18 protein-coding genes and 1 pseudogene are annotated in these 22,986 nt (G+C 39.6%); 13 read left to right on the forward strand and 6 right to left on the reverse strand.

Going from position 1 to position 22,986, the window contains the following annotated elements; translation table 11 throughout:
* Positions 1–28: 28 nt before the first annotated feature.
* The 4 genes and pseudogenes from pruA (at position 29) to LV716_RS02820 (ending at position 3,846) form a co-directional block, all read left to right on the forward strand.
* Positions 29–1,657 (forward strand): L-glutamate gamma-semialdehyde dehydrogenase, encoded by a 1,629-nt coding sequence (gene pruA / locus LV716_RS02810; RefSeq protein ID WP_163416281.1) that lies wholly within the window; start codon positions 29–31, stop codon positions 1,655–1,657.
* 69 nt (positions 1,658–1,726) lie between these two features.
* Positions 1,727–2,716, forward strand: a complete 990-nt coding sequence (locus tag LV716_RS02815; RefSeq protein ID WP_233759215.1) for a GlxA family transcriptional regulator — start codon at positions 1,727–1,729, stop codon at positions 2,714–2,716.
* Positions 2,717–2,799: 83 nt separating this feature from the next.
* A pseudogene (locus tag LV716_RS18505) lies at positions 2,800–2,964 on the forward strand (heavy metal-binding domain-containing protein); the annotation flags it as partial.
* A gap of 3 nt (positions 2,965–2,967) precedes the next feature.
* Entirely contained in the window at positions 2,968–3,846 is an 879-nt protein-coding gene (locus tag LV716_RS02820; protein WP_163416283.1) for a DJ-1/PfpI family protein, read from the forward strand.
* A 381-nt stretch (positions 3,847–4,227) separates the two neighbouring features.
* Here the strand turns inward: LV716_RS02820 and LV716_RS02825 are convergent, their stop codons facing one another.
* Complete coding sequence (locus LV716_RS02825; RefSeq protein WP_163416284.1) at positions 4,228–6,066, reverse strand: glycoside hydrolase family 13 protein; 1,839 nt, start codon at positions 6,064–6,066, stop codon at positions 4,228–4,230.
* Positions 6,067–6,122: 56 nt separating this feature from the next.
* Positions 6,123–7,172 carry a LacI family DNA-binding transcriptional regulator gene (locus tag LV716_RS02830; protein ID WP_163416285.1) on the reverse strand — a complete coding sequence of 350 codons (1,050 nt, stop codon included), beginning with the start codon at positions 7,170–7,172 and terminating at the stop codon, positions 6,123–6,125.
* A 224-nt stretch (positions 7,173–7,396) separates the two neighbouring features.
* Between LV716_RS02830 and LV716_RS02835 the strand changes: the two genes are divergently transcribed.
* Genes LV716_RS02835 through LV716_RS02855 form a run of 5 tightly spaced genes read left to right on the forward strand, consistent with a single transcriptional unit; the run spans position 7,397 to position 14,611 of the window.
* Positions 7,397–10,354: a SusC/RagA family TonB-linked outer membrane protein gene (locus tag LV716_RS02835; protein ID WP_163416286.1), complete on the forward strand. Its 2,958-nt coding sequence runs from the start codon at positions 7,397–7,399 to the stop codon at positions 10,352–10,354.
* An 18-nt stretch (positions 10,355–10,372) separates the two neighbouring features.
* The gene (locus tag LV716_RS02840; RefSeq protein WP_163416287.1) at positions 10,373–11,986 is read left to right on the forward strand and encodes a RagB/SusD family nutrient uptake outer membrane protein; all 1,614 of its coding nucleotides are present in this window, start codon (positions 10,373–10,375) and stop codon (positions 11,984–11,986) included.
* A 21-nt stretch (positions 11,987–12,007) separates the two neighbouring features.
* Entirely contained in the window at positions 12,008–13,150 is a 1,143-nt protein-coding gene (locus LV716_RS02845; RefSeq protein ID WP_163416288.1) for a SusE domain-containing protein, read from the forward strand.
* A 7-nt stretch (positions 13,151–13,157) separates the two neighbouring features.
* Entirely contained in the window at positions 13,158–14,174 is a 1,017-nt protein-coding gene (locus LV716_RS02850; RefSeq protein ID WP_233759216.1) for an alpha-amylase family glycosyl hydrolase, read from the forward strand.
* Entirely contained in the window at positions 14,141–14,611 is a 471-nt protein-coding gene (locus LV716_RS02855) for an alpha-amylase domain-containing protein (RefSeq protein WP_233759217.1), read from the forward strand. The genes LV716_RS02850 and LV716_RS02855 overlap by 34 nt, the downstream gene beginning before the upstream one ends.
* A gap of 32 nt (positions 14,612–14,643) precedes the next feature.
* Here LV716_RS02855 and rsmG read toward each other — a convergent pair whose 3' ends face one another.
* On the reverse strand, positions 14,644–15,270 hold the full coding sequence (rsmG, locus tag LV716_RS02860; RefSeq protein ID WP_163416289.1) for a 16S rRNA (guanine(527)-N(7))-methyltransferase RsmG: 627 nt from the start codon (positions 15,268–15,270) through the stop codon (positions 14,644–14,646).
* A gap of 114 nt (positions 15,271–15,384) precedes the next feature.
* On the opposite strand from rsmG, the gene LV716_RS02865 reads away from it, so the two are divergent.
* On the forward strand, positions 15,385–16,488 hold the full coding sequence (locus LV716_RS02865; protein WP_163416290.1) for an acyl-CoA desaturase: 1,104 nt from the start codon (positions 15,385–15,387) through the stop codon (positions 16,486–16,488).
* Positions 16,489–16,501: 13 nt separating this feature from the next.
* Positions 16,502–17,692: a pyridoxal phosphate-dependent aminotransferase gene (locus LV716_RS02870; protein ID WP_163416291.1), complete on the forward strand. Its 1,191-nt coding sequence runs from the start codon at positions 16,502–16,504 to the stop codon at positions 17,690–17,692.
* 55 nt (positions 17,693–17,747) lie between these two features.
* Here the strand turns inward: LV716_RS02870 and LV716_RS02875 are convergent, their stop codons facing one another.
* Both LV716_RS02875 and trkA read right to left on the reverse strand, forming a co-directional pair.
* Positions 17,748–19,238 (reverse strand): TrkH family potassium uptake protein, encoded by a 1,491-nt coding sequence (locus LV716_RS02875; RefSeq protein WP_163416292.1) that lies wholly within the window; start codon positions 19,236–19,238, stop codon positions 17,748–17,750.
* Positions 19,238–20,587, reverse strand: a complete 1,350-nt coding sequence (gene trkA / locus LV716_RS02880; RefSeq protein WP_163416293.1) for a Trk system potassium transporter TrkA — start codon at positions 20,585–20,587, stop codon at positions 19,238–19,240. Before trkA ends, LV716_RS02875 begins: the two co-directional genes overlap by 1 nt.
* 197 nt (positions 20,588–20,784) lie before the next feature.
* Between trkA and ubiE the strand changes: the two genes are divergently transcribed.
* Both ubiE and LV716_RS02890 read left to right on the forward strand, forming a co-directional pair.
* A complete protein-coding gene (gene ubiE, locus LV716_RS02885; protein ID WP_163416294.1) occupies positions 20,785–21,513 on the forward strand; it encodes a bifunctional demethylmenaquinone methyltransferase/2-methoxy-6-polyprenyl-1,4-benzoquinol methylase UbiE in 729 nt (242 codons plus the stop codon).
* A gap of 4 nt (positions 21,514–21,517) precedes the next feature.
* A complete protein-coding gene (locus tag LV716_RS02890) occupies positions 21,518–22,216 on the forward strand; it encodes a porin family protein (RefSeq protein WP_163416295.1) in 699 nt (232 codons plus the stop codon).
* A gap of 42 nt (positions 22,217–22,258) precedes the next feature.
* On the opposite strand, the gene LV716_RS02895 is transcribed toward LV716_RS02890, so the two are convergent.
* Positions 22,259–22,978 (reverse strand): RNA methyltransferase, encoded by a 720-nt coding sequence (locus LV716_RS02895; RefSeq protein WP_163416296.1) that lies wholly within the window; start codon positions 22,976–22,978, stop codon positions 22,259–22,261.
* Between the last annotated feature and the right edge of the window lie 8 nt (positions 22,979–22,986).

Consider the following 22,986-nt stretch of genomic DNA (forward strand, 5'->3'; position numbering starts at 1 on the left):
GAATTTTAACACATTAAATCCACCATACATGGGAAAAGGTTTTTTTCAAGTTCCAACTGCATATAACGAGCCTATTAAAAGTTATGCTCCGGGCACTCCAGAACGCGAGGAAGTACTAAAACAATACGACGAATACTACAAAGGAACCGTTGAAGTTCCGCTATATATAGGTTCAGAAGAAATAAGAACGGGGAACACACAATCCATGTCCCCCCCGCACGAACACAAACATATCGTCGGAAAATTTCACCTGGCCGAGAAAAAACATGTAGAACAAGCTATTGCCAATTGTTTAGAATCACGTGAGGCATGGGCTAATCTGCCTTGGGAACAACGCGCATCCATTTTCTTAAAAGCTGCCGAATTGATTGCCGGGCCATACCGAGCTAAAATCAATGCAGCCACCATGATGGCCCAGTCAAAAACTATCCATCAAGCTGAAATAGACGCTGCTTGTGAGTTCATCGACTTTTTGCGTTTCAATGTTGAATACATGACCCAAATTTACACGGAGCAACCAGAGTCTGCAGAAGGCATCTGGAACCGTGTAGAATATAGACCCCTTGAAGGTTTTGTATACGCCATAACCCCGTTCAACTTTACGGCCATCGCCGGAAACTTGCCTGCAAGCGCCGCTATGATGGGCAATACCGTTATCTGGAAGCCTAGCGATAGTCAAGTTTTTTCAGCAAAAGTTATCATAGATGTATTTAAGGAAGCTGGATTGCCAGATGGTGTTATCAACGTAGTATTTGGAGATCCCGTGATGGTCACAGACACCGTTCTTTCCAGTCCAGATTTTTCAGGACTTCACTTTACAGGTTCTACATACGTTTTTAAGGAACTTTGGAAACAGATAGGGAACAATATCCATAACTACAAAACCTATCCAAGAATCGTAGGTGAAACCGGTGGGAAGGACTTCATTTTAGCACACCCCACTGCAAAGCCACAACAAGTAGCTACTGCTATAGTAAGGGGTGCTTTTGAATTTCAAGGACAAAAATGTAGTGCAGCTTCAAGGGTGTATTTACCAAAGTCGACTGCTGATGAAATTCTGGATTTGGTAAAAACAGACCTAAAATCCATTAACAAGGCAGGTTCTCCCGCAGATATGGAGAATTTTGTAACTGCCGTAATCCATGAGGGTTCATTTGATAAACTTGCAAAGTATATTGACCAGGCCAAAAAAGATGCCGATGTGGAGATTATTGCAGGGGGTACCTACGACAAATCCGTTGGTTACTTTATTGAGCCTACGGTTATCCTAACGAAAGACCCAAAATACACCACAATGTGTACTGAACTTTTTGGACCCGTAGTCACTATTTATGTCTATGAAGATGAAGATTGGGCCAAAACCTTAGAACTTGTTGATGGAACATCTGAATATGCATTGACTGGAGCCGTTTTAGCTACTGACAGGTATGCAATCGATGAAGCCACAAAAGCGTTGCAGAATTGCGCAGGTAACTTTTATATCAACGACAAGCCAACAGGTGCCGTGGTAGGTCAACAGCCCTTTGGTGGTGCCAGAGCTTCTGGAACCAATGATAAGGCAGGTTCCGCCCAAAACCTGTTGCGTTGGGTATCACCAAGGTTGATCAAGGAAACTTTTGTAACACCCGAAGATTATCGATATCCATTTTTGGGATAGTTTAAAGCTTTAGCTTAAAGTTTATACTAGCCGTTATTCTTATATACAAGGAATAACGGCTATTTTTATATGGAATTCGTTCCAACCGATATGGCAAATACCATTATACATAGCGCTTTTTTTCTTGTACCTCCAGAAGTGCAATTACTGGATATTACAGGACCTGCGCATTTGTTTTACGAAGCAAAAGAATATGGAGCGGAAATAAGAGCCCATTACCTGGGTATGGAAAACAAGGTGCAAGAGTTTTCCAGTGCAGGTTTGGCCCTAGGAAATCTTGAAACATTTTCAGATTTTTCACTTTGTGAAACAGACATACTTTTTATTCCCGGAATGGAATCCCATCTGTTCTATGCTGAAAGTTTTAAACTTAAGTACCATGATTTTTTTGAATGGTTACGTACCCAACGCAATCAAGGCGCTAAAATCTGTTCCGTATGCACGGGCACATACATACTTGCCTTTGCAGGGCTTTTAGATGAAAAAAACTGTACAACACATTGGAAGTATTTTGACGATTTTAAATCGAGGTTTCCTAAAGTCAGATTACTATCGGATAGATTACTGGTCAAAGACGGCAATCTATATTCAAGTGCTGGGGTTTCTTCAGGAATAGACTTGGCATTATTCCTCTTGGAAGAACTTTACGGTCCTGTTTTTACGGCAAAAGTTGCTAAAGAAGTGGTAATATATCTAAGAAGAACCGAGAATGACCCTCAACTCAGCATTTTTCTTCAATACCGCAATCATTTAGAAAACCGTATCCATCAAGTCCAAGATATACTTGCCCAGAATCTTGACAAGAAACTAAAAATCGAGAATCTAGCAGAACGGGTGTGCATGAGTCCAAGGAACTTGACCCGATTGTTCAAAAAAACCACTGGGGTAACCATCGGCAATTATCAAGATAAACTGAGAGTTGAAAGAGCGTCACAATTATTATCCAAAGGAGAAAAGGTACATGCCGTTGCACTCATGTGCGGTTTATCTAGCAGCAATCAATTGCGCACACTTCTAAAAAAATACAAGTATCCCTTACCGAACAAATTACAGCTCTAAATTTGTCCTTATTCTGAGTGCTTTTGTCCTTTTAAAAACTTGTATGATGCTCTAGTTTTGATAGCACATCAAACAATCATAAAATGAACAGCTATAGTATATTTTTTGCACTCATATTTGGAATTACTTTTGCTTACCCACAAAGCGTAAATAGCGTTACGGATATCTATGTTTGTCCTCCATGCGACTTACCTTGCGATACTATAGAATTTGATAAACCTGGCAAATGTGCTGCTTGCAATATGACTTTAATGAAAAAAGAAAAAGTAAAAACCATTGCATTTTATTTACAGGACCGAGTAGAGGTTTTAGATTTTGCCGGACCCATGGAAGTGTTATCCTATGCAGGTTTTAAGGTTTTTACGGTTTCCGCCACCAAAGCCCCTATAAAATCACAAGGGATATTGAGCGTTAATCCAGATTATAGTATTGAAAATGCACCAAAAGCGGATATTCTGGCATTTTTTGGTGGTAATGCTTCAGCAGCTTCACAGAACCCAAAAGTTATTGAATGGGTAAGAAAACAAGAAAATGTGGACTACTATTTTTCAGTTTGCACAGGAGCATTTGTTTTGGCCGAAGCAGGAATCTTGGATGGAAAAACTGCTACTACATTTCATAGGTCTTTGGACAACCTTCAAAATTCATATCCCAAAATTGATGTCAAGAAAAATGTGCGCTTTGTAGACAACGGTACAGTGATTACAACAGCCGGTATATCTGCTGGAATAGATGGTGCACTTCATTTGGTTGCTAAACTCCAAGGATTAAAATCTGCAAAGAGAGTAGCCCATAATATGGAATATGATAATTGGAAACCAGGTGACGGACTAATTTTATCCAATGACAGTCCCTATGAAGAAAAAACATCAGTTTCTTTTTTGAAAGAGTTTGAAGGAACTTACGAATTTGAGGACGGTCAAATACAAATTGTGTTCAATACAGGCAAGGAAGACCTATACGCCATTATCAATGACACTGCCTACCCAATCTTTCATGAAGAAGGAAACGTTTTTTCAGACATCAATAGTGACCCTATCTACTTTGAAAGAAATGATTCAAATAAAGTCATTGGCTATTTACTTTCTGAAAATGGAAAACTTTTCAAAAAACTGACTGGTGAAAATTAGTAATCCTTTAGCATCCGAGTAAAAATCACCTATACAGATATCCCTCGCAAGAAATAATTTCAACACTATTTAAAAGACATCATCTGACTTTCTAGTGATGGTGTAAAATCAATCTAAATCTAACATATCACTCAATCAAACAGGCATTTAGCTAATGCTACACGAACAGTTTAAAATATTTTATGTAAATTTAACGTTAATTAATTGTAAATTAAATGTATTTAAAATTATGAGGCAACGTTTTTTACAATGGAAATGGCAATTTTTAGACAGATATTATGCACTCTGGAATTATGCAAAAGCGTATTCTAGAAAATGTAGAGTGGTTTATCACAATATGCGCAATATATAAAATGTCCTTACCTGACTATTTCCAAACAATCACTCTATTTGCTCAATAATCATTGAGGTTTTGCCTTCTACAACGAGTTCTTTGCCAAGCCCAACTTTCTGACTTGAAATTACTTCAAATCCACTATCAACTTCCTGTAACATTTCATCAAATCTGGATAAATCCAACGTCACCGATTTTGGGTTGTTATTGATTATGGTCATGATTTTTTCGGATTCGGTATACCTAAAAAAGACATACACATTATCTTCTGGAACAAACTGCATGGTTTTCCCTGTATGGATAACCGATTTATCTTTTCTCCAATTGAACACTTTTTTGGTAAAATTGAAATAGTCATTTTGCAAATCAGTACGTCCGTCTTTGGTGAACGCATTGTTCTTGTCACCTTCCCAACCACCAGGGAAGTCCCTTCGAATATCACCATCCCCAAAATCTTTTTTTCCTTTCATACCTATCTCACTACCATAATAAATCTGAGGTATGCCTCGAATTGTTGCTATCAGGGTCATAATAAGCTTATAATCTTCAATATCAGGATAGATTTCATTGATTCTGGGCGTATCGTGGTTTTCAGCAAATACTAAAAGATTATCAATATTGGGATAGAGAAAGTCGTTGACCATATTATCATAAATCTTTATGACACCTTTGTCCCATCTGGATTCTTCTTCGCTAAAAACCTCCATCAATGCATCGTGCAAGGTGAAATCCATCATACTTGGACAATTGGAGTTATAACTTTGAAGTGCACCTATTTGACTATCCTTCTGCCAGTAAGCTATCTGTGCTTGATTATGCAACCAAACCTCCCCGACTATATTGAAGTTTGGATACTCCTCCATTATCGCTTTGGTCCATTTGGCAATACCTTCTTTATCATTATAGGAGTAGGTATCCACCCTAAAACCATCAAGATTTGCAAACTCTGCCCACCAGATTGCATTCTGGGTAAGGTAATTCAATACCAATGGATTGCTCTGGTTTAAATCTGGCATGGACTCTACGAACCATCCATCCATGCATAACTTAGCGTCTGCAGCAGAAGCATTTGGGTCATATTGGGTTGTCATTCTGTAGGAGGTATTCCTGTATCCCGGCCATTGATGGATCCAATCATACGTTGGAAGATCATCCATCATCCAATGTTCGGCTCCCCAATGATTGGTCACGTAATCCATAATCAATTTCATATCACGTTTATGAAGTTCATTCCCTAAACGTTGATAGTCAGCATTGGTACCAAAGCGTGGATCAATTCGGTAATAATCACTTTGCGCATAGGTATGGTAGGAATATTTCTCATCATCATCTTCAAGCAAAGGTGTACTCCATATTGCAGTGGCCCCTAGCTCCTTGATATAATCAAGATGGTCTATAATTCCTTGAATATCACCACCATGACGACCTCCTTCCAAGGTTCTATTTGCTTTTTCCTGCATTTCTTTATGGGAATCATTTGAAGGATTTCCATTGGCAAAGCGATCTGGCATAATCAGGTACATTACATCACTGGAATCAAATCCTTTTCGTAAGGCAGAATCTTCCCTACGTGATTTTAACTCATAAACATGCTTAAAAACAGTTTTTCCTTTTTTCGAAAACTCAATATCAAAAGTTCTCGCTGGTATATCTTTAGTATCAATGGTAACAAAAACATAGTTAGGATTCTCTGTTTTGATTATCCCCGTAACAGTAATTTCCTTTGTAACATTGACATCATAATCAGCGATGTTCTTTCCATAGAGCATTAATTGCAAAGACGTATTGTTCATACCGCTCCACCAAAAGGGCGGTTCAACTTTTTCAACTTGGGAAAATAGACCGAAGCTAATCAAAAAAAGAAGTAATAGAGGAGTAAATCTCATGGTGTCCTGCTTTAGAATTGAATGAATTTGGGGCAAAACTAGTACACGGAAAGTTATTAAACAATGACTTTCGTCGTATCTCTTTCTACTAGCTCGGTATCAATAAGGTAGGTCGAAAATTGGGTTTGGTCCTCTTTTGAGTCAAGACTATCCAACAATATTCTAGCTGCCATTTCGCCCATTTGAATTCCATTTTGTTTGATAGTGGTAAGACTGGGGCGTGAATGTCTGGATAAAATTCCATCGGAAAAACTAATGACCGAAAGATCATCTGGAATCCTCAAGCCCCGCATTCTGGCGACATTCAAAACAGTAATAGCATATATTTCGTTAACGGCAAAAACACCATCTATTTCTGGAAAAGCATCCAACTTTCTTCGAATCTCTTCATCCAGAAAAACTTGGTAATCGTTCATTCCTCCTCTATCATCCACCTTTACTATCAATTCTTCTCGTATGGGAATATCATTTTTGCGCAAAACTTCCAAGTACCCCTCAGTACGTAATTTTCCGATATTGATGTAATCCCGCGTAGTTAAAAGAAGTATGTTTTTACAACCCGTTTTCAACAGATGTTCAACGGCTGTTTTTGCTGCCTTTTTATCATCGATAATAACTTTATCGCATTCCAGTCCTTCGGCTACTCTATCGAACATTACAATAGGTATTCCCTGGCTTATGGACTCACGAAAATGATGGTATTCTTGATGGAACAACGTCTCCTTTGAAAGTGAAATAATAAAGCCATCAATACCACCGTCCACCATAAGGTCCATGTTGATAATTTCTTTTTCCATAGACTCACTGGAGACACTAATGAGTAAATTATATCCTCTGGAATTGGCTACTTTCTCAATGCCACTTATAACTTTAGCAAAGAAAAAATGAACGATTTCCGGTATGATCAATCCAATGGTCTTGCTCTTATTGTTCTTTAGGTTAAGGGCTATACTGTTGGGCCTATAATTGTACAATTTGGCAAAAGCTTGGATTTTATCTCTATTCTCTTGGCTTATTTCTTTGTTGTTATGAAGTGCCTTCGAAACTGTTGAAATGGATACCCCCAGTTCACTGGCAATTTTCTTCAAGGTCATTCTGGGTTTCATGAAAAATTATGGATTTAATAATTTAACCTAGGCATTATTTTCATACCAATTTTTATCCAAACGTTATTTTAACTATTCTTTAAATTGAAAGTTATCAACCAGAAAACGTTGTAAGTGAGCACAGGCAACGTCTGTCATGTTTTTTAAGATAAATTTTACATACTTTTCGATACACATTTCAAGGTATTTTAACATTTATTTATAAACTACAACTCAATGACTCTATGAAAATACTACAAAAGTTTCTTCTAGTACTCTTATTTGGTTTTCCCATAGGTGTTTTGGCACAGATTTCTGTCTCTGGTACGGTAATCGACCAAACCACCGGACTTCCTCTACCAGGAGCAAGTGTGGTGATCAAGGGAACATCCACAGGTACTACGACAGATTTTGATGGACTTTACCAGATTACCGCCAATACAGGTGACGTACTACAATTTTCTTACGTTGGTTTCAGTATTTTGGAACTGACTGTGGAAGGACCAACGCTGGATGCCGCCCTATCGGAAGACACACAGATGTTGGATGAAATCGTGGTTATCGGTTACGGTACTACCACTAAAAAAGATGCAACCGGTGCCGTTGTCGGTGTAACCGAAAAAGAACTCAATCAAGGTTTTATTGCCTCGCCTCAAGATTTATTAATAGGTAAAGCTGCAGGGGTAAACATTACCACTAATGGTGGTGCTCCAGGTAGTGGCAGCCAGATACGGATTAGGGGTGGTTCTTCTTTGGATGCCAGCAATGACCCTTTGATCATTATTGATGGGGTGCCGCTGGATAGCCCAGGTCTAGATGAACAACGAAACTCAGGTTCCAGAAACGTTTTCGATTTCGTAAACCCAAACGATATTAGCTCGTTCTCCATTTTGAAAGATGCTTCAGCCACTGCAATTTATGGATCAAGAGCATCGAATGGTGTTATCATCATTACCACTAAGAAAGGAAAGACAGGTGAGCTTAAATTCTCTCTTAATACTTCAGCTTCTGTAAACACGCTTAGCAACACTATAGAAGTTTTTAGCGCAGATGATTATCGTGAAATCATAGCGGACCGTTTTCCTAACCGAGTTGGGGATTTAGGTTCGGCCAACACAAACTGGCAAGAACAGATATTTGAAACGGCTTTAGGTTCTGACACAAATTTCAGTGTATCTGGTGGTATTATGGGAATTCCTTTTAGAGCTTCGGTCGGGTATACACAACAAGACGGTATCCTTAGGTCGGAAGCTCTTGAACGTACGACTGCATCTATAAATCTAACCCCACGACTTTTTGATGATAAATTGAAAATAGAATTGAATGCAAGAGGAGCCTATACGGAGAACAACTTTGCAGATACCGGTGCCATAAATAGTGCCTTAGAGTTTGACCCAACTCAACCTGTGTTTGATTCTTCGCTACCCGCTGGGCTTTTTGACTATTATGAAGAGGATGGATCGGCTACCACGAATACCATAACAAACCCTGTGGCACAATTGACGCTTAGGGACAATCAAGCCATTGCAAGAAGATTCGTGGGTAATGCCAAGTTTGATTACAACTTGCATTTCTTCCCAGATATTACAGCCACATTAAATTTAGGTATTGACAAGTCTATAGGTGATGGTACCGACTTTCAACCACCTACCATATCCTCGCAGTTATTGGAAGGTGGTAGAACGCGAACTTTTGAGCAAGATGAGGAAAACAAGTTGATGGATTTGTACTTCAAATATGCCAAGAATCTTGATAATATAGACTCACGTTTAGATCTTACGGCAGGTTACTCCTATCAAAATTTTTATGAAGACCGTATGAGTGTAGACTTAAGAGGTGATGGTATTGGAGGACCTTTGGTCATAAAAACAATTCTGGAGAGTAATATACAATCGTTTTTTGGTCGTTTTAACTACACGTTTAAAGACAAATACCTGCTTACCCTAACCTATAGAAGGGATGGTTCATCAAGATTTGGTGGGGACAATCGTTGGGGTAACTTCCCTGCAGCTGCCTTTGCTTGGAACGTTAGTGATGAAAATTTCTTAAAAGATTCCGAAACACTATCCAACTTAAAACTTAGATTAGGTTGGGGTATCACTGGTCAACAAGATGTGTTGCAAGGAACGGACACACAACCTTATCTTCCACAATTCTCACCAAGTCAAAATGGCGCTTCAGGGCAATTGGGCGGTTTTGTGACAACCTTACGTGCACAACCGTTCGATGCAAACATAAAATGGGAAGAGACGACAACTTATAATGTTGGATTGGATTATGGTCTGTTCAATGACCGAATCACAGGTGCTATAGAATTATATTACAGGGAAACAGAAGATTTATTAAGTACCGTAAACGTAGCGGCAGGTAGTAACCTCACCAACCGCTTACCAACAAACATAGGAAGTCTTACCAACAGGGGTGCAGAATTCTTCGTAAATGCTGCTGTATTCGAGACCGAAGATTTTTCTTGGAATCTTGGATTCAACCTTGCATACAATGAAAATGAAGTTGACCGCTTGTTCCAAACTGGAAACGAACCTGGAACTGGTATACCCGTTTCCGGTACATCGCTCATTGGAATTGGTGGAGATGATGGAGCGCAATGGCACATTGTTGGACAACCCACCAGAAGTTACTTTGTTTTTGAACAAGTTTACGATGAGAATGGAATCCCCTTGGAAGGAGTCGTAAGAGATTTGAACAATGATGGGCAAATCAACGATTTGGACAGAAGAGCTTACAAACAATCAGCACCATTGGTCACGCTGGGACTGAACAGTAGGTTCAATTACAAACAATGGGACTTTAGCTTTTCCGCGCGTGCCAATTATGGAAATTATAATTACAATGGTATTGACCTTAATAGAGGAAATTTCAGAAACCTTAATATAGGACAAGACTTGAGGAACGTGGCAACTTCGGTTCTGCGCTCAAATTTTGAAGGAACCAGAGATGAGATAACCTTCTCTGACTACTATGTGCAGGATGCTTCATTCATACGCATGGACAATATGACATTAGGATACACTGTAGACAAACTATGGAAAGAAAACACTCGGATGCGAATATTCAGCACCCTACAGAATGTATTTGTTATAACGGACTATGATGGACTTGACCCAGAAATCACAAATGGTATAGATAACAATGTTTACCCTAGACCTTTTACGGTACAAGTTGGATTATCATTGGACTTTTAATAAAAAAACATGAAGAACATGAAAATCAATAATATATATAGATTATTTTTTATCCTTATCATGGCTACCGCTATAAATGGTTGTACTGATGATTTGGACAATATCAACACCATCAACATCAATTCTGAAAATGCGTTTGATGACCCAGCAAGTTATTTACAGTTCCTCTCCAAAATCTATGTTGGTCTATCGGTCACAGGCCAACAAGGACCTTCTGGTCAAGGAGATTTAATTGGTTTCGATGAAGGTAACTCGCAATACATGCGTACGTACTTCTATTTAAACGAAGTTACCGCAGACGCCGTAAAATGGCGGTATGATGATGCAGGCCTTGCTGAATTGTTAGTAAACGAATGGACTGCTGACAATGACGTAATCTCCGTTGTTTACAACAGATTGGTTTTTCAGGTCACGCAGGCAAACGAATTTTTGAGACAGACTGAACAATCCGTTTTGGATAGCAGAAACGTTCCCGCGGATATTCAGACCGAAATAGGATTCTATCGTGCTGAAGCAAGGTTCCTAAGAGCTTTAAGTTATTATCACGGATTGGAGCTTTTTGGTGGGAACATTCCGTTTGTTACCGAAGAAGATCTACCTGGTGCATTTTTTCCTGAGCAGACAAACGCGGTTGACCTGTTCAATTATATTGAATCCGAACTAATTGAAATCGCCGACCTTTTAGTACCTGCTAGACAAAATGATTACGGAAGGGCAGATCAAGCCGCAGCATGGACATTATTGGCCAGATTGTACTTAAATGCCGAGGTCTATATCGACGAAAACAGATATAGTGACTGTCGAGAATATTGCGAGCGTATTATTGCGGCCGGTTATACGCTTGAACCAAATTATAATGAATTGTTCCTCTCGGATAACCATACCGCAGAAGGAATCATTTTTCCAGTAACCCATGATGGTGTAGAAACACAATCCTTTGGATACATGTTTATTATGGTCAATGGTACCTTGGATGCAAATATCAATGCATCTGGAGACTTTGGTGCCAATACTGGTGGATTTGCAGGACTTACTTGTAAGGAAAATTTTGTGCGTCTGTTCGAATTTCCAGATGATGACCCTTTTCAAGACAGTCCAGATGTGAGAGCTTCATTCTTCTTTAAGGATGGACATTCATTAGAATTAACCTCACCACCTACCGGAAGTGATTTCCAAGAAGGGTTTGGTTACACCAAGTTCCGAAACTTAAGCTCAACAGGAGTTCCTGGACAGGACAACACATATCCAGATATCGATTTGCCCCTATTCCGTTTGGCCGATGTCTATCTAATGTATGCAGAAGCAGTACTTAGAGGTGGTGGCGGAGATCAAAGTACAGCTTTAACATATGTAAATGAAATAAGACGAAGGGCATATGGGGATACTTCTGGCAATGTAGCTTCTTTGAGCCTTCAGTTTATCCTTGACGAGAGAGGCAGGGAACTTGGATGGGAAGGCTACCGAAGAACCGATTTGGTTCGCTTTGGACAGTTTACAGGCAACACCTATTTATGGGACTGGAAAGGCGGATTGGAAAACGGTACATCCATACCCGCTCACTTTGATATTTTTCCCATACCAGCTGGAGATTTGAATGCAAATCCCAATCTAGACCAAAATCCAAATTATTAATCCTAAAAATTGTTTTCGAAGATGAAATATTTAGTAAAATTTTTGACATTAGTTTTAGTTTTCTCCATCATGGGATGCGATGACGACGAACCTACAATAATAGCATCCGTAGTTGCACCACCAACCATTTCTTCCGAGTTAAATGGAAGTACGGTAGTATTGACCGAAGCAACTTCAAATAATATCGCAGTTACCTTCACGTGGTCGCCTGCAGATTTTGACGTTACAACGGTAGAAAATTATGAACTTTTGATGGGTATGGCCGGTAATGAGTTTGCCACCCAACATAGTTTTGGAACTACAAGCAATACCTTTGTATCCATAACCGCTGGTGATTTTAACAATCTGCTAGCTGACCCTGACATCTTTAACCAAACGGTAATGAGAGATGCTGATGACAATATCATTCCTGCGCAGATGGAAGCCAAGGTCATAGCCTCGCTTGGAAGTCTGGAAATGGAATCTGATGTCATCACATTCAGTGTAGTACCTTTTGAATTGAGCGTACCACCACCATTAGAAGACTTTTTTGTAGTAGGAAGTTTTCTTGCAGCAGGTGGTTACGGAATTGATTGGAACGCACCCGATGGCGTACAGATTGTAGCAACCCAAGATGATGATGTAAACTTTGAAGGTTTTGTATATATGCCAGATGACGGTTCTCAATTCAAGTTCTTACCTACCAATGAAAATTTTGATGGGGATTATGGCGACACCGGTGACACTGATGGATCATTTTCTGGTACTTTAGAGCAAGATGGAGAGGTAAACTGTGGCACACCAGATGGTACGGGAGGCTATTATCTTATCCGCATGGACATAGAAGGCTTGACCTATTCTTTAGAAAAAACTTCTTGGGCGATAACAGGAGAGGCAACACCAAATGGATGGCCAGCTGATGAAGACCCCGAGGGAACTGCAGACCAGGATATGACATATGACTCAGCTACTAAGACGTGGGTCATAGATGTGAATTTGGTACCTGGAGAATTTAAGTTTAGGGCAAATGATGCCTGGGACCTAAATATCGGAGCAGATAATAATGGTGATGGTTCTTTGGACTTTGGCGGTGACAACTTTAGTATCGATGCTGGTGGCAACTATAGAGTAGTACTAGATCTTAGCAATTCAAGACAGTACACCTATTCAGTAACGCCAAATTAAGATGAAAATGAAAGATTTGATATATTCTTTTTTTGGTTTTCGGATATACCTTTTCAATAAAGGAATCCTAGCTTTATGCTTTATCTTATTGGTTTCATGCTCCGATGCCTTTAATCAACCCACTGGTTTGGTTGAAAATGCCTCAACAGGAGATAATGCAATATCAGAAGGCCGTGATTTAACGGCTTTCCTTAACGGAAATGGTGTAATGATGCAAGCGTTTTATTGGGATGTGGAACCACGCTTTGAGTGGTGGGACCTTATTGCCGATAAAACCGATGAGTGGGCAGCAGCAGGTATTGACAGAATCTGGTTGCCCCCAGCATCTAAAGGCCAAGCCGGTGGGTTTTCAATGGGGTATGACCCTTCCGATTATTATGATTTAGGAGAATACTTTCAACACGAAACATTGGAAACCAGGTTTGGTTCCCGTGAAGAATTGGACAATCTTATTGCCAAAGCGCATGAGAACAATATCGAAGTAATTGCCGATATTGTTATGGGTCATAATAGCGGTGGTGGTTTGGAATACAATCCATACAGGGATAAGGATACCTATACACTTTTTAACGAAGAGAACGGAAATGCTTCTGGACTGTTCAATAGAAATTATGAGGATTTCCATCCAAATAGTGTACGCGAAAGCGATGAAGAGGCACTGTTTTTTGAAGAACAGGATTTATCCCATGTTCGAGAAAACGTTCAAAATTGGTTATGGAAATTTGATAATTCCGTAGCCAAGTACTACAAAAATACCGTTGGTTTTGATGGCTGGCGTTTTGACTACGTTAAAAGCTTCAGTGCAGAATATGTAGATGCTTGGGTAAGCGAAGTTGGTGGGTGGTCCGTAGGCGAATTTTTCGATGGAAACGCCAATCTCGTTAGGGAATGGGTTGCTGCTTCCGGAGTGAGTGCATTCGATTTTCCATGCCTTTTCCAGATGCGTGATGCCTTTCAGCGAAATGATCTCACTATTCTACAGAATGCGACATGCTGTGGAAAACCAATCCAGAAGATGCAGTAACCTTTGTTGCTAATCACGATACGGATAGAGAGCCTGTAATAGAGCAAGAACATAAACTTTTTGCGTATTCCTACATCTTGACCCATCCCGGTTACCCTACAATTTTCTATTTAGACTATGAGAATGAAGCGTTTAAAGAAAAGTTGAACCAGCTTATTCTCATCAACCGTACCATTGCTTCAGGTGAATTGGAAGTATTGTATGCTGATGAAGACGAATACATCGCGGCGAGAAAGGGAGAAGGGGAAAATCCAGGTCTTGTGCTGTATATAAATACCAATGGATTGGAATTGAACAGACAAGTAACAACGCACTGGAACGAAGCTGACCTCCACGATTACACAGGAGGAATTACATCATCTATTTCTACTGATTCAAGTGGCGATGTAACCTTAAAAGTACCAGCAAATGGCATAGCCGTTTGGTCAATAAAATAAGTTTGAGTTAGTTAAGTGGAATGTACTTGTCCCTATTTTAAGGGCAAGTACACCACTTTTTTTGTTTCAAAAAACGCTTCTTTAAAATATTCGTTTAAATCAAAAATCTGAACCGTTCGGTAATCCTTTAATTCCTCGGTCAAATCCCCACCCTTTAAATAAAGAATACCATTTTTTCGTTCATGGGCAGACTCTTTTTTTATTTTTCCTTTCGTCCAACGCACAAATGTTGGCATCGCCGCAACCGCCCTACTAACAATAAAATCGAACTTACCGTCCAAATCCTCGACCCTTGTATGTATTGCAGTAATATTCTTGAGTTGAAGGCCATCAATGACCTCTTGCACCACCTTTATTTTTTTCCCTATAGCATCTACAAGGGTGAATTGGGTTTCGGGAAATAGAATCGCCAAAGGAATTCCCGGAAAACCTCCCCCAGTGCCCACATCCAAAATTGAAGCACCTTCGTTAAACTGTTGAATTTTTGCGATACCCAAGGAATGTAATACATGCCGTAGATACAATTCATCAATATCTTTTCTTGATACTACATTTATTTTTTTGTTCCAATCTTGATACAAAGCCTCTAAAGCAATAAAATGCTCTTTTTGGACATTGGTGAGGCTCGTAAAATAATTGAAGACCAAATCTGCATTCATGTACAAGTTGTTAATTTCAACAAAATTAATACTTTTAGTGACCTTAACATCGTTTTCAGGGTAAGGAGACCAACTTGAGAAATGTATTTAACTACCTTTGTAAAAAATTAAAATATGGAAAAGGATACCATCCGATTTTCAAGAAAAGATTCAGCACAATTTTTTAGAACACTTAACAAGAGAGTAAACCAGTATTTTAGTGATAATAAGATAAAGAAAACAGGAAATTGGAAACTTCACCTTAAAACTATTGTGATGTTTGCCGTTTTCTTAACCCCATACTTCTTAATGTTGACCTTGAACCTTCCTTTTTGGGGTTATTTATTATTGTCCATCACTATGGGCGTAGGTATGGCCGGTGTTGGAATGAATGTCATGCACGATGGCAATCACGGGTCATATTCCAACAAAAAATGGGTGAACAAATTAATGGGAGGCAGCATCTATATTTTGGCAGGCAATGTCTACAATTGGCAGGTACAGCACAATGTTTTGCACCACACGTACACCAACATCCATGAGCATGATGAAGACATGGAAGCAGGAAGGATACTGCGTTTTTCAGAGCATGCCGAATGGAGAAAACACCATAAATTCCAGCATTTCTATTCTATATTCCTATATGGATTGTTGACTTTTAACTGGGCCATCACAACCGATTTCCAGCAAATGTATCGGTATATGAAAAGAAAGTTATCCTACGGTAAGCTTCCCAATCCGGTTATAAATTGGAGTACTCTGGTTATCACAAAGGTAATTTACATCACCATTTGGATCGTACTTCCTCTCATATTTGTAGATATTGCCTGGTGGCAGGTATTACTTGGATTTTTCATCATGCATTATGTTGCCGGGGTCATATTGAGTGTTGTATTTCAATTGGCACATATTGTTGACCATGCAGACACACCCCTCCCCGATGAAAATGGAACCATGAAAAATACTTGGGCCATTCATCAACTGGCAACAACGGTAAATTTTGGCACTAAAAATAGGATTGTGAATTGGTTCACAGGTGGTTTGAACCATCAAGTGGAGCATCATATTTTCCCAAATATCAGTCACATTCATTATACAAACATTTCTAAAATTGTAAAACAGACTGCCAGAGAGTTTAATTTGCCTTATCATGAGTACCAAACTACCAGAAAGGCCATTATTTCACACTTCAAACATTTAAAAGAACTGGGGAAAAATCCAGCGCTACAATACCAGTAAAATAGCAAGACCAATGAGCGACCAACTTTCTGAAAGAATCAATAACCTTGTTCCTTCGGCAACCCTTGAAATGGCTGCAAAAGCCAGAGAACTTAGAGCATCGGGAAAAGATATTATTGGCTTAAGTTTAGGCGAGCCAGATTTTAATACTCCTGATTATATAAAGGATGCCGCTATACAAGCTGTAAAAGATGGTTACAATTCTTACACTCCCGTAGATGGTTACGTAGAATTAAAAGATGCCATTATCACAAAGTTCAAAAGAGATAATGACCTAAGCTATGAACGCTCACAAATCGTTGTTTCCACTGGTGCAAAACAGGCGCTTTACAACGTAGCACAGGCCTGCTTAAACCAAGGGGATGAAGTAATTTTACCTTGTCCATATTGGGTAAGCTACAGTGATATCGTTAAACTTTCTGATGGAATTCCCGTAGAAGTCAAAACTTCTATTGAAAATGACTTTAAAATGACGCCTCAGCAATTGGAAGCGGCAATCACACCAAAAACCAAAATGTTGTGGTACAGTTCGCCTTGCAACCCTAGTGGCTCTATCTACAGCAAAGAAGAGTTGAGGGGTTTGGCCGATGTCCTAAAAAAGTACCCTCAAATTATAGTGGTCAGTGATGAAATTTATGAACACATCAATTATGGGGTCACTGCACATGCGTCTATGGCAGCTTTTGAGGATATGTACGACCGTACGGTCACGGTAAATGGTGTTGCCAAAGCTTTTGCGATGACCGGATGGCGAATAGGTTATATTGGAGCCCCCAGTTTTATAGCAAGAGCCTGCAACAAGTTACAAGGTCAAGTTACAAGCGGCGCCAATTGTATTGCGCAACGTGCGGTAATCACTGCGTTATTGGAATCTCCAAGTCGTGTTCAATATATGGTGGATGAGTTTAAAAACCGTAGGAAACTGATTTTGGAACTATTGAACAATATCGACGGATTCAAATGCAATGAACCCGAAGGTGCTTTTTACGTTTACCCAGATGTTACTGCTTTTTTCGGAAAAACATTCAACGGCAAAACAATAAACAATGCATCTGACTTTGCCATGTATTTATTGGAGGAAGCCAATGTAGCAACCGTTACTGGTGATGCCTTTGGAAATGGGAATAGTATCCGTATTTCCTATGCTGCAAGTGTTGAAGACATCAAGGAAGCTATTTCTAGAATTGCTAACGCAGTGACATAAAATTACAAGTAATATGCGTACCCTTCAATTAAAGCTTTAATTGAAGGGTTCTTTTTTAAATCTTTTTCCAAAAGTAAGGTGTCAAAATAATCAATACAGTAAAAAGCTCCAACCTGCCCAGAAGCATTAAAAACCCGCACCACCATTTACCGGCATTGGGCAAGCTGCTATAATTACTAACCGGATTTAGCGTTCCCAAAGCGGGGCCTACATTTCCCAACGAAGAGGCTGCACCACCAATTGCCGAAACAAAATCGAGCCCCAAGAAACCCAAAACTAGAGAGCCGATAATAAAAAGAAGCATATACAGCACAAAAAAAGCGATGATATTGTATACGATATGCTCCGATACTGTTTTCTCATTATAACGCACAGGTATGATTGCATTGGTATGTAGGGTTCTCTTGAACTCCAAAAGGCCATTCTTTATAATCAGTAAATGTCGCATCACCTTTATTCCACCTGCAGTGGAACCTGCAGAACCTCCTAAGAACATTAGTCCAAAGAAAAAAATGGTCAAAAAGGGCGTCCAACTGGTAAAATCGGCCGTGACAAACCCTGTAGTGGTAATTACAGCTATAACCTGAAAAAGCGCATGCCTGAATGCACTTTCTGCTGGACCAGAAACCATAGGGTGAAAATCAGATACCGGAACATTGGCCTTAAAATAAACAACTACGGCAGCAATAATCGTAAATAATATGATAAAACCTGCATAGTACTTAAACTCTTCATCCTTAATGATTCGCTGCACTTTTCCGGTGAAGGCAAAATAACTAAGGACAAAATTACTTCCTGCCAAGAACATAAATAAGATTGTTATGTACTGAACCATGGGTTGATCGTTCCAATGAGCCAAACTGGCATTTTTTGTAGAAAATCCTCCAGTGGACAGTGTAGCCAATGAGTGGTTTATCGCATCAAAAAAGGACATCCCAGCCAATTTTAGCAAAATGGTCTCTACCAATGTGTACCCAAAATAAATGAGCCATAACCGTTTTGCTGTATCTGTAATCCTTGGGTGCAGCTTATCACCTCCTGGCCCAGGTGCTTCAGCGGAAAACAACTGCATGCCTCCAATTCCCAAAAGTGGGAGAATGGCTATGGCCAAAACGATAATACCCATTCCCCCTATCCAATGGGTGAGGCTTCGCCACAAAAGGATACCCTCTGGCAGGGCTTCAATATCATCCAGTATGGATGCTCCTGTCGTGGTATAGCCAGATATGGTTTCAAAAAATGCATCGGTTACCGAAGGAATAGCCCCTGAAAAAAGATAAGGTAACGCCCCAGAAATAGACATAATTATCCATCCAAAAGTCACTACGATATACCCTTCTTTTCGCTTAACCTCTTTTTTATGGTCCCTAGTATAGAACATGGCCATAACACCAACGAGCATTGTCACTACCGCAGCGAGGGTAATGTCCAGCGTTGCACCGTCTTCGTAAATACCACTTACAAAGGCCGCTAATAGCATAAAGGAGCCATTGCAAAGCATCAACAACCCCATAATATGGGCAATAATTCGGGTATTCAATCGCATTACAAGAACAGCTTTTCGATACGTGGAATCGCTTTTGGAAGACAGCAGACAACCACGCGATCACCTTTCATGATTTTAAAATCACCTAGTGCAATAATTCCTTTTCCATCCCTAATTACACCGCCAATGCTTGCTTCCCTGGGAAAATCTAATTCACGGATAATCTCTCCGTTCACCAAGGAGGTAGCATTAACTTCGAACTCTAGTATCTCTGCATTCAGATTACTTAATCGTGTCAATGCCAGCACCTCACCTCTTCTTATGTATCTGAATATATTATTTGCGGCCAGTAGTTTTTTATTGATAAGGGTGTCGACTCCAATGGAATGCGAGAGTTGAAAATAGTCCATGTTCTCCACCAACGCTATGGTCTTTTTGATGTTCTTGGATTTAGCGACCAGGCAGGACATGATATTGGTTTCGGAATTTCCCGTAACCGCTATAAAAGCATCCATAGATTCTAGACTTTCCTCCTCCAAGAGCTCAACATTTCGCCCGTCACCGTTAATGACCAATGCGTAAGGAAGTTCATCTGCTATATCGAATGCCTTCTCTTTATTCTTTTCTATGAGTTTGACGTTGAACTTTTTACTGCAGAGGTCACGGGCCGTTTTGAAACCTACTTTACTACCGCCAAGAATCATCACATTCTTGATATCCTTCTTTTCCATCCCGGTCAGCTTGTAGAGTTCATCCACACCTCCGGCAGAAGTAATAAAATATACCTGATCTCCTTCTTTAAAAACCGTATCTCCCCTTGGGATTAGGGTATATTGTGTTCCCATTCGCTGCAAGGCTATGGGCATAAAATGAAGTTCTGGAAAAATCTTGGCGGCTTCCTTTACCATTTTACCAACAAATGGTGCGGATTTTGGCAAGAATACCCCAACCATGGTCAATAGACCATCCTCAAATTCATAGGTATCATTAAATGCAGACTGATTCAACAATAATTGGATTTCTGTAGCTGCTAGTTTTTCCGGAGAGATCAACTCATCTATACCAAGCTCATCAAATTTAATGAGTTCACGGTGGTCCATAAATTCCGTATTAGAAATTCTAGCTATGGTTCTTTTACTCCCCAACTGTTTTGCCAATAAACATAGTGTTAAATTGGTCGTCTCGGACGCTGTAACACCAATGACCAAACTTGAGGTCTCCACCTTAGCGTCGCGCAAGACCTCAATAGAGGTTGCATCTCCTCGCAATACCTTTATATCCAAATGATTGTCCGCATAGGAAAGACTTTCCTTATCAGTATCTATCAAAGTAATCTCTTGCGCTTCATACGACAGAAGCTTCGCCAAATGAAAACCTACCTCACCTGCTCCAGCAATTATAATCTTCATTGATTAAAATAAGATGTTTTTAAATAAATTCAATTTGTAGTGTTCAGATGGTACAAAAGATATAGCGACCTTGCCCTAAAAGACGAATACATAGCATAATACGGAAAAGCTTTCCTGTGATATGCTGCAAAATTACATAATTATTTTTGTACATCTCCCATATCCCTAAGTTGTATATTTGCCAGCAAATTGAGCACATGTCCGAAAAAGTTACGCCTTACAAAGATTCCAAGCTTGGAAAAAAGGAACAGGTAAAGAAGATGTTCGATGCTATTTCCAAAAATTATGATGGCCTTAATCGAGTAATATCTTTAGGAATCGACCTTAAATGGAGAAAACGGGTAGTAGCCATTTTAAAAGAGAAAGAACCAAGGACAATTTTAGACATCGCTACTGGAACCGGTGATTTGGCAATTGCCATGAAAGCTACAGGTGCCGAAAGAATCGTAGGTTTGGATATTTCTCCTGGAATGTTGGAAGTGGGCAAGCACAAAGTGGCAAAAAAAAAGCTTCAGGATACTGTTGAAATGGTTGTTGGCGACAGTGAAAACCTCTCTTTTGAAGACCATTCATTTGATGCTGCCACGGTAGCTTTTGGAGTACGTAACTTCGAAAATCTTGAACGTGGATTGTCAGAAATCTACAGAGTATTAAAACCAGGAGGCAGTTTGGTGATCCTTGAAACTTCCGTTCCGACCAGAACTCCCTTTAAACAGGGATATGGACTCTACTCAAAATATATCCTTACGGGCATAGGAAGACTCTTCTCCAAGGATAGGTCTGCTTATGACTATTTGAGCGAATCAGCATCTGTTTTCCCTCATGGACAAGAGTTCAACAATATTTTGGCTAAAATTGGGTTTATAGGTATAGAGAACAGACCCCAGACATTTGGGGTGGCATCTATATATGTCGCTACAAAATAATTTGATGAAAAACATCCTCATTCTATTAGGCCTACTTGTTTTAATGTGCACCAATGCCAACGCACAATTCAAAAAAGACCCTATTCTTAATCTTCAAAGCGAAGATTTAAAATTTTTAAACTGGGGATATTACTTAGGGTTCAACCAATATGATTTTCAATTTGAATTTCAGAACGATATAGGGCAAGATATCTTGGTCAATAAAAGTCTTGGATTTAATGTTGGACTTATTGGTGAAATGCGCATCAATGAGTTTTTAGATGTTCGTTTTGAACCGGGCCTACTTTACACTGGAAGAAACTTGGGCTTTCCTGGATTCACTTCTGAAGCAGATGCAATTCGTGAAGTTAAATCCACCTATATTAGATTTCCATTACTGTTGAAGGTCAGTGCTAAGCGATTTGGCAACTGGAAACCTTTTGTCATTGGTGGTGTTTATACCTCAATGAACCTGGGAAGCAAAGAGGATAGTTTGGATGATAATAGCAGTGGTGAATTTAGAATGAAGCAAAATGTATACGGATACGAACTTGGGTTCGGAATCGATATTTATACCGAGTATTTTAAATTTTCACCGTCCATACGCGGCGTATTTGCACTTTCAGATGAACTTGTACCGGACAATGACCCCAACAGTCCGTGGACAGGAAACATAGATGCCATGCGCACTCGAGGCATCTTCATCAATTTCACGTTCGAGTAATCCCAATAATAAAGTGGCAATCACTCTTATGTTTTTATTGAATTAACCTCTCCTTATTTCATTTAAAAAAATAGCGGTTGCAGTGGCAACATTTAAACTTTCGGTAGTGTTTTCCCCAAATTGAGGTATTGTAATTCTTTCCTTTATAATAGCGTTGATTTCCTCTGAAATTCCATTCCCTTCATTTCCCATAACCAAAATCCCTTTCGGTGGTAGCTGTTTAGTATAAATGGCTTCACCATCCATAAATGTTCCATATACAGGAAGCATTGTTTCATTTAAAAATTTGGGCAAATCTAAATAAGTAATGTCAACTCTTGCAATGGATCCCATTGTTGCTTGAAGCACTTTGGGATTGTAGCAATCCACCGTATCCAAAGAACATATGAGTTGCCTTATCCCAAACCAGTCGCACAGCCGAATAATGGTCCCTAAGTTTCCCGGGTCACGAACAGCATCCAGAGCAACCATCCAATCATCTGTGTCAGTCTGTCTTCCATCTGGAATATAAAACACGCCCAATATGCCATTTGGATTCACCAAACTGCTCATCTGTTTTAAAATAGCTTTTGAAACTATCTCAACAGACTCCAAGTTTCTTATATTTTGTGAATCTTCAGCAAATAACTTGAAGGGTTCAAAACCCGCGTCTAAAAGCTCGGTCACTGTCTTTGCCCCCTCAACTACGAACAATTTATGCTGACTTCGGTACTTTTTTTGCTGTAAGCTAGCAACTAGTTTAATTTGGTTTTTGGTAACCATCTAAATCG

It is taken from the genome of Flagellimonas sp. HMM57 (assembly GCF_021390175.1).
Classification (GTDB): domain Bacteria; phylum Bacteroidota; class Bacteroidia; order Flavobacteriales; family Flavobacteriaceae; genus Flagellimonas.

Bases quoted from the DNA above. Each gene is read 5' to 3' on its own strand.
- pruA (WP_163416281.1), top strand. From the start codon at position 29: ATGGGAAAAGGTTTTTTTCAAGTTCCAACTGCATATAACGAGCCTATT.
- LV716_RS02815 (WP_233759215.1), top strand. From the start codon at position 1,727: ATGGAATTCGTTCCAACCGATATGGCAAATACCATTATACATAGCGCT.
- LV716_RS02820 (WP_163416283.1), top strand. From the start codon at position 2,968: ATGAAAAAAGAAAAAGTAAAAACCATTGCATTTTATTTACAGGACCGA.
- LV716_RS02825 (WP_163416284.1), bottom strand. From the start codon at position 6,066: ATGAGATTTACTCCTCTATTACTTCTTTTTTTGATTAGCTTCGGTCTA.
- LV716_RS02830 (WP_163416285.1), bottom strand. From the start codon at position 7,172: ATGAAACCCAGAATGACCTTGAAGAAAATTGCCAGTGAACTGGGGGTA.
- LV716_RS02835 (WP_163416286.1), top strand. From the start codon at position 7,397: ATGAAAATACTACAAAAGTTTCTTCTAGTACTCTTATTTGGTTTTCCC.
- LV716_RS02840 (WP_163416287.1), top strand. From the start codon at position 10,373: ATGAAAATCAATAATATATATAGATTATTTTTTATCCTTATCATGGCT.
- LV716_RS02845 (WP_163416288.1), top strand. From the start codon at position 12,008: ATGAAATATTTAGTAAAATTTTTGACATTAGTTTTAGTTTTCTCCATC.
- LV716_RS02850 (WP_233759216.1), top strand. From the start codon at position 13,158: ATGAAAGATTTGATATATTCTTTTTTTGGTTTTCGGATATACCTTTTC.
- LV716_RS02855 (WP_233759217.1), top strand. From the start codon at position 14,141: ATGCTGTGGAAAACCAATCCAGAAGATGCAGTAACCTTTGTTGCTAAT.
- rsmG (WP_163416289.1), bottom strand. From the start codon at position 15,270: ATGAATGCAGATTTGGTCTTCAATTATTTTACGAGCCTCACCAATGTC.
- LV716_RS02865 (WP_163416290.1), top strand. From the start codon at position 15,385: ATGGAAAAGGATACCATCCGATTTTCAAGAAAAGATTCAGCACAATTT.
- LV716_RS02870 (WP_163416291.1), top strand. From the start codon at position 16,502: ATGAGCGACCAACTTTCTGAAAGAATCAATAACCTTGTTCCTTCGGCA.
- LV716_RS02875 (WP_163416292.1), bottom strand. From the start codon at position 19,238: ATGCGATTGAATACCCGAATTATTGCCCATATTATGGGGTTGTTGATG.
- trkA (WP_163416293.1), bottom strand. From the start codon at position 20,587: ATGAAGATTATAATTGCTGGAGCAGGTGAGGTAGGTTTTCATTTGGCG.
- ubiE (WP_163416294.1), top strand. From the start codon at position 20,785: ATGTCCGAAAAAGTTACGCCTTACAAAGATTCCAAGCTTGGAAAAAAG.
- LV716_RS02890 (WP_163416295.1), top strand. From the start codon at position 21,518: ATGAAAAACATCCTCATTCTATTAGGCCTACTTGTTTTAATGTGCACC.
- LV716_RS02895 (WP_163416296.1), bottom strand. From the start codon at position 22,978: ATGGTTACCAAAAACCAAATTAAACTAGTTGCTAGCTTACAGCAAAAA.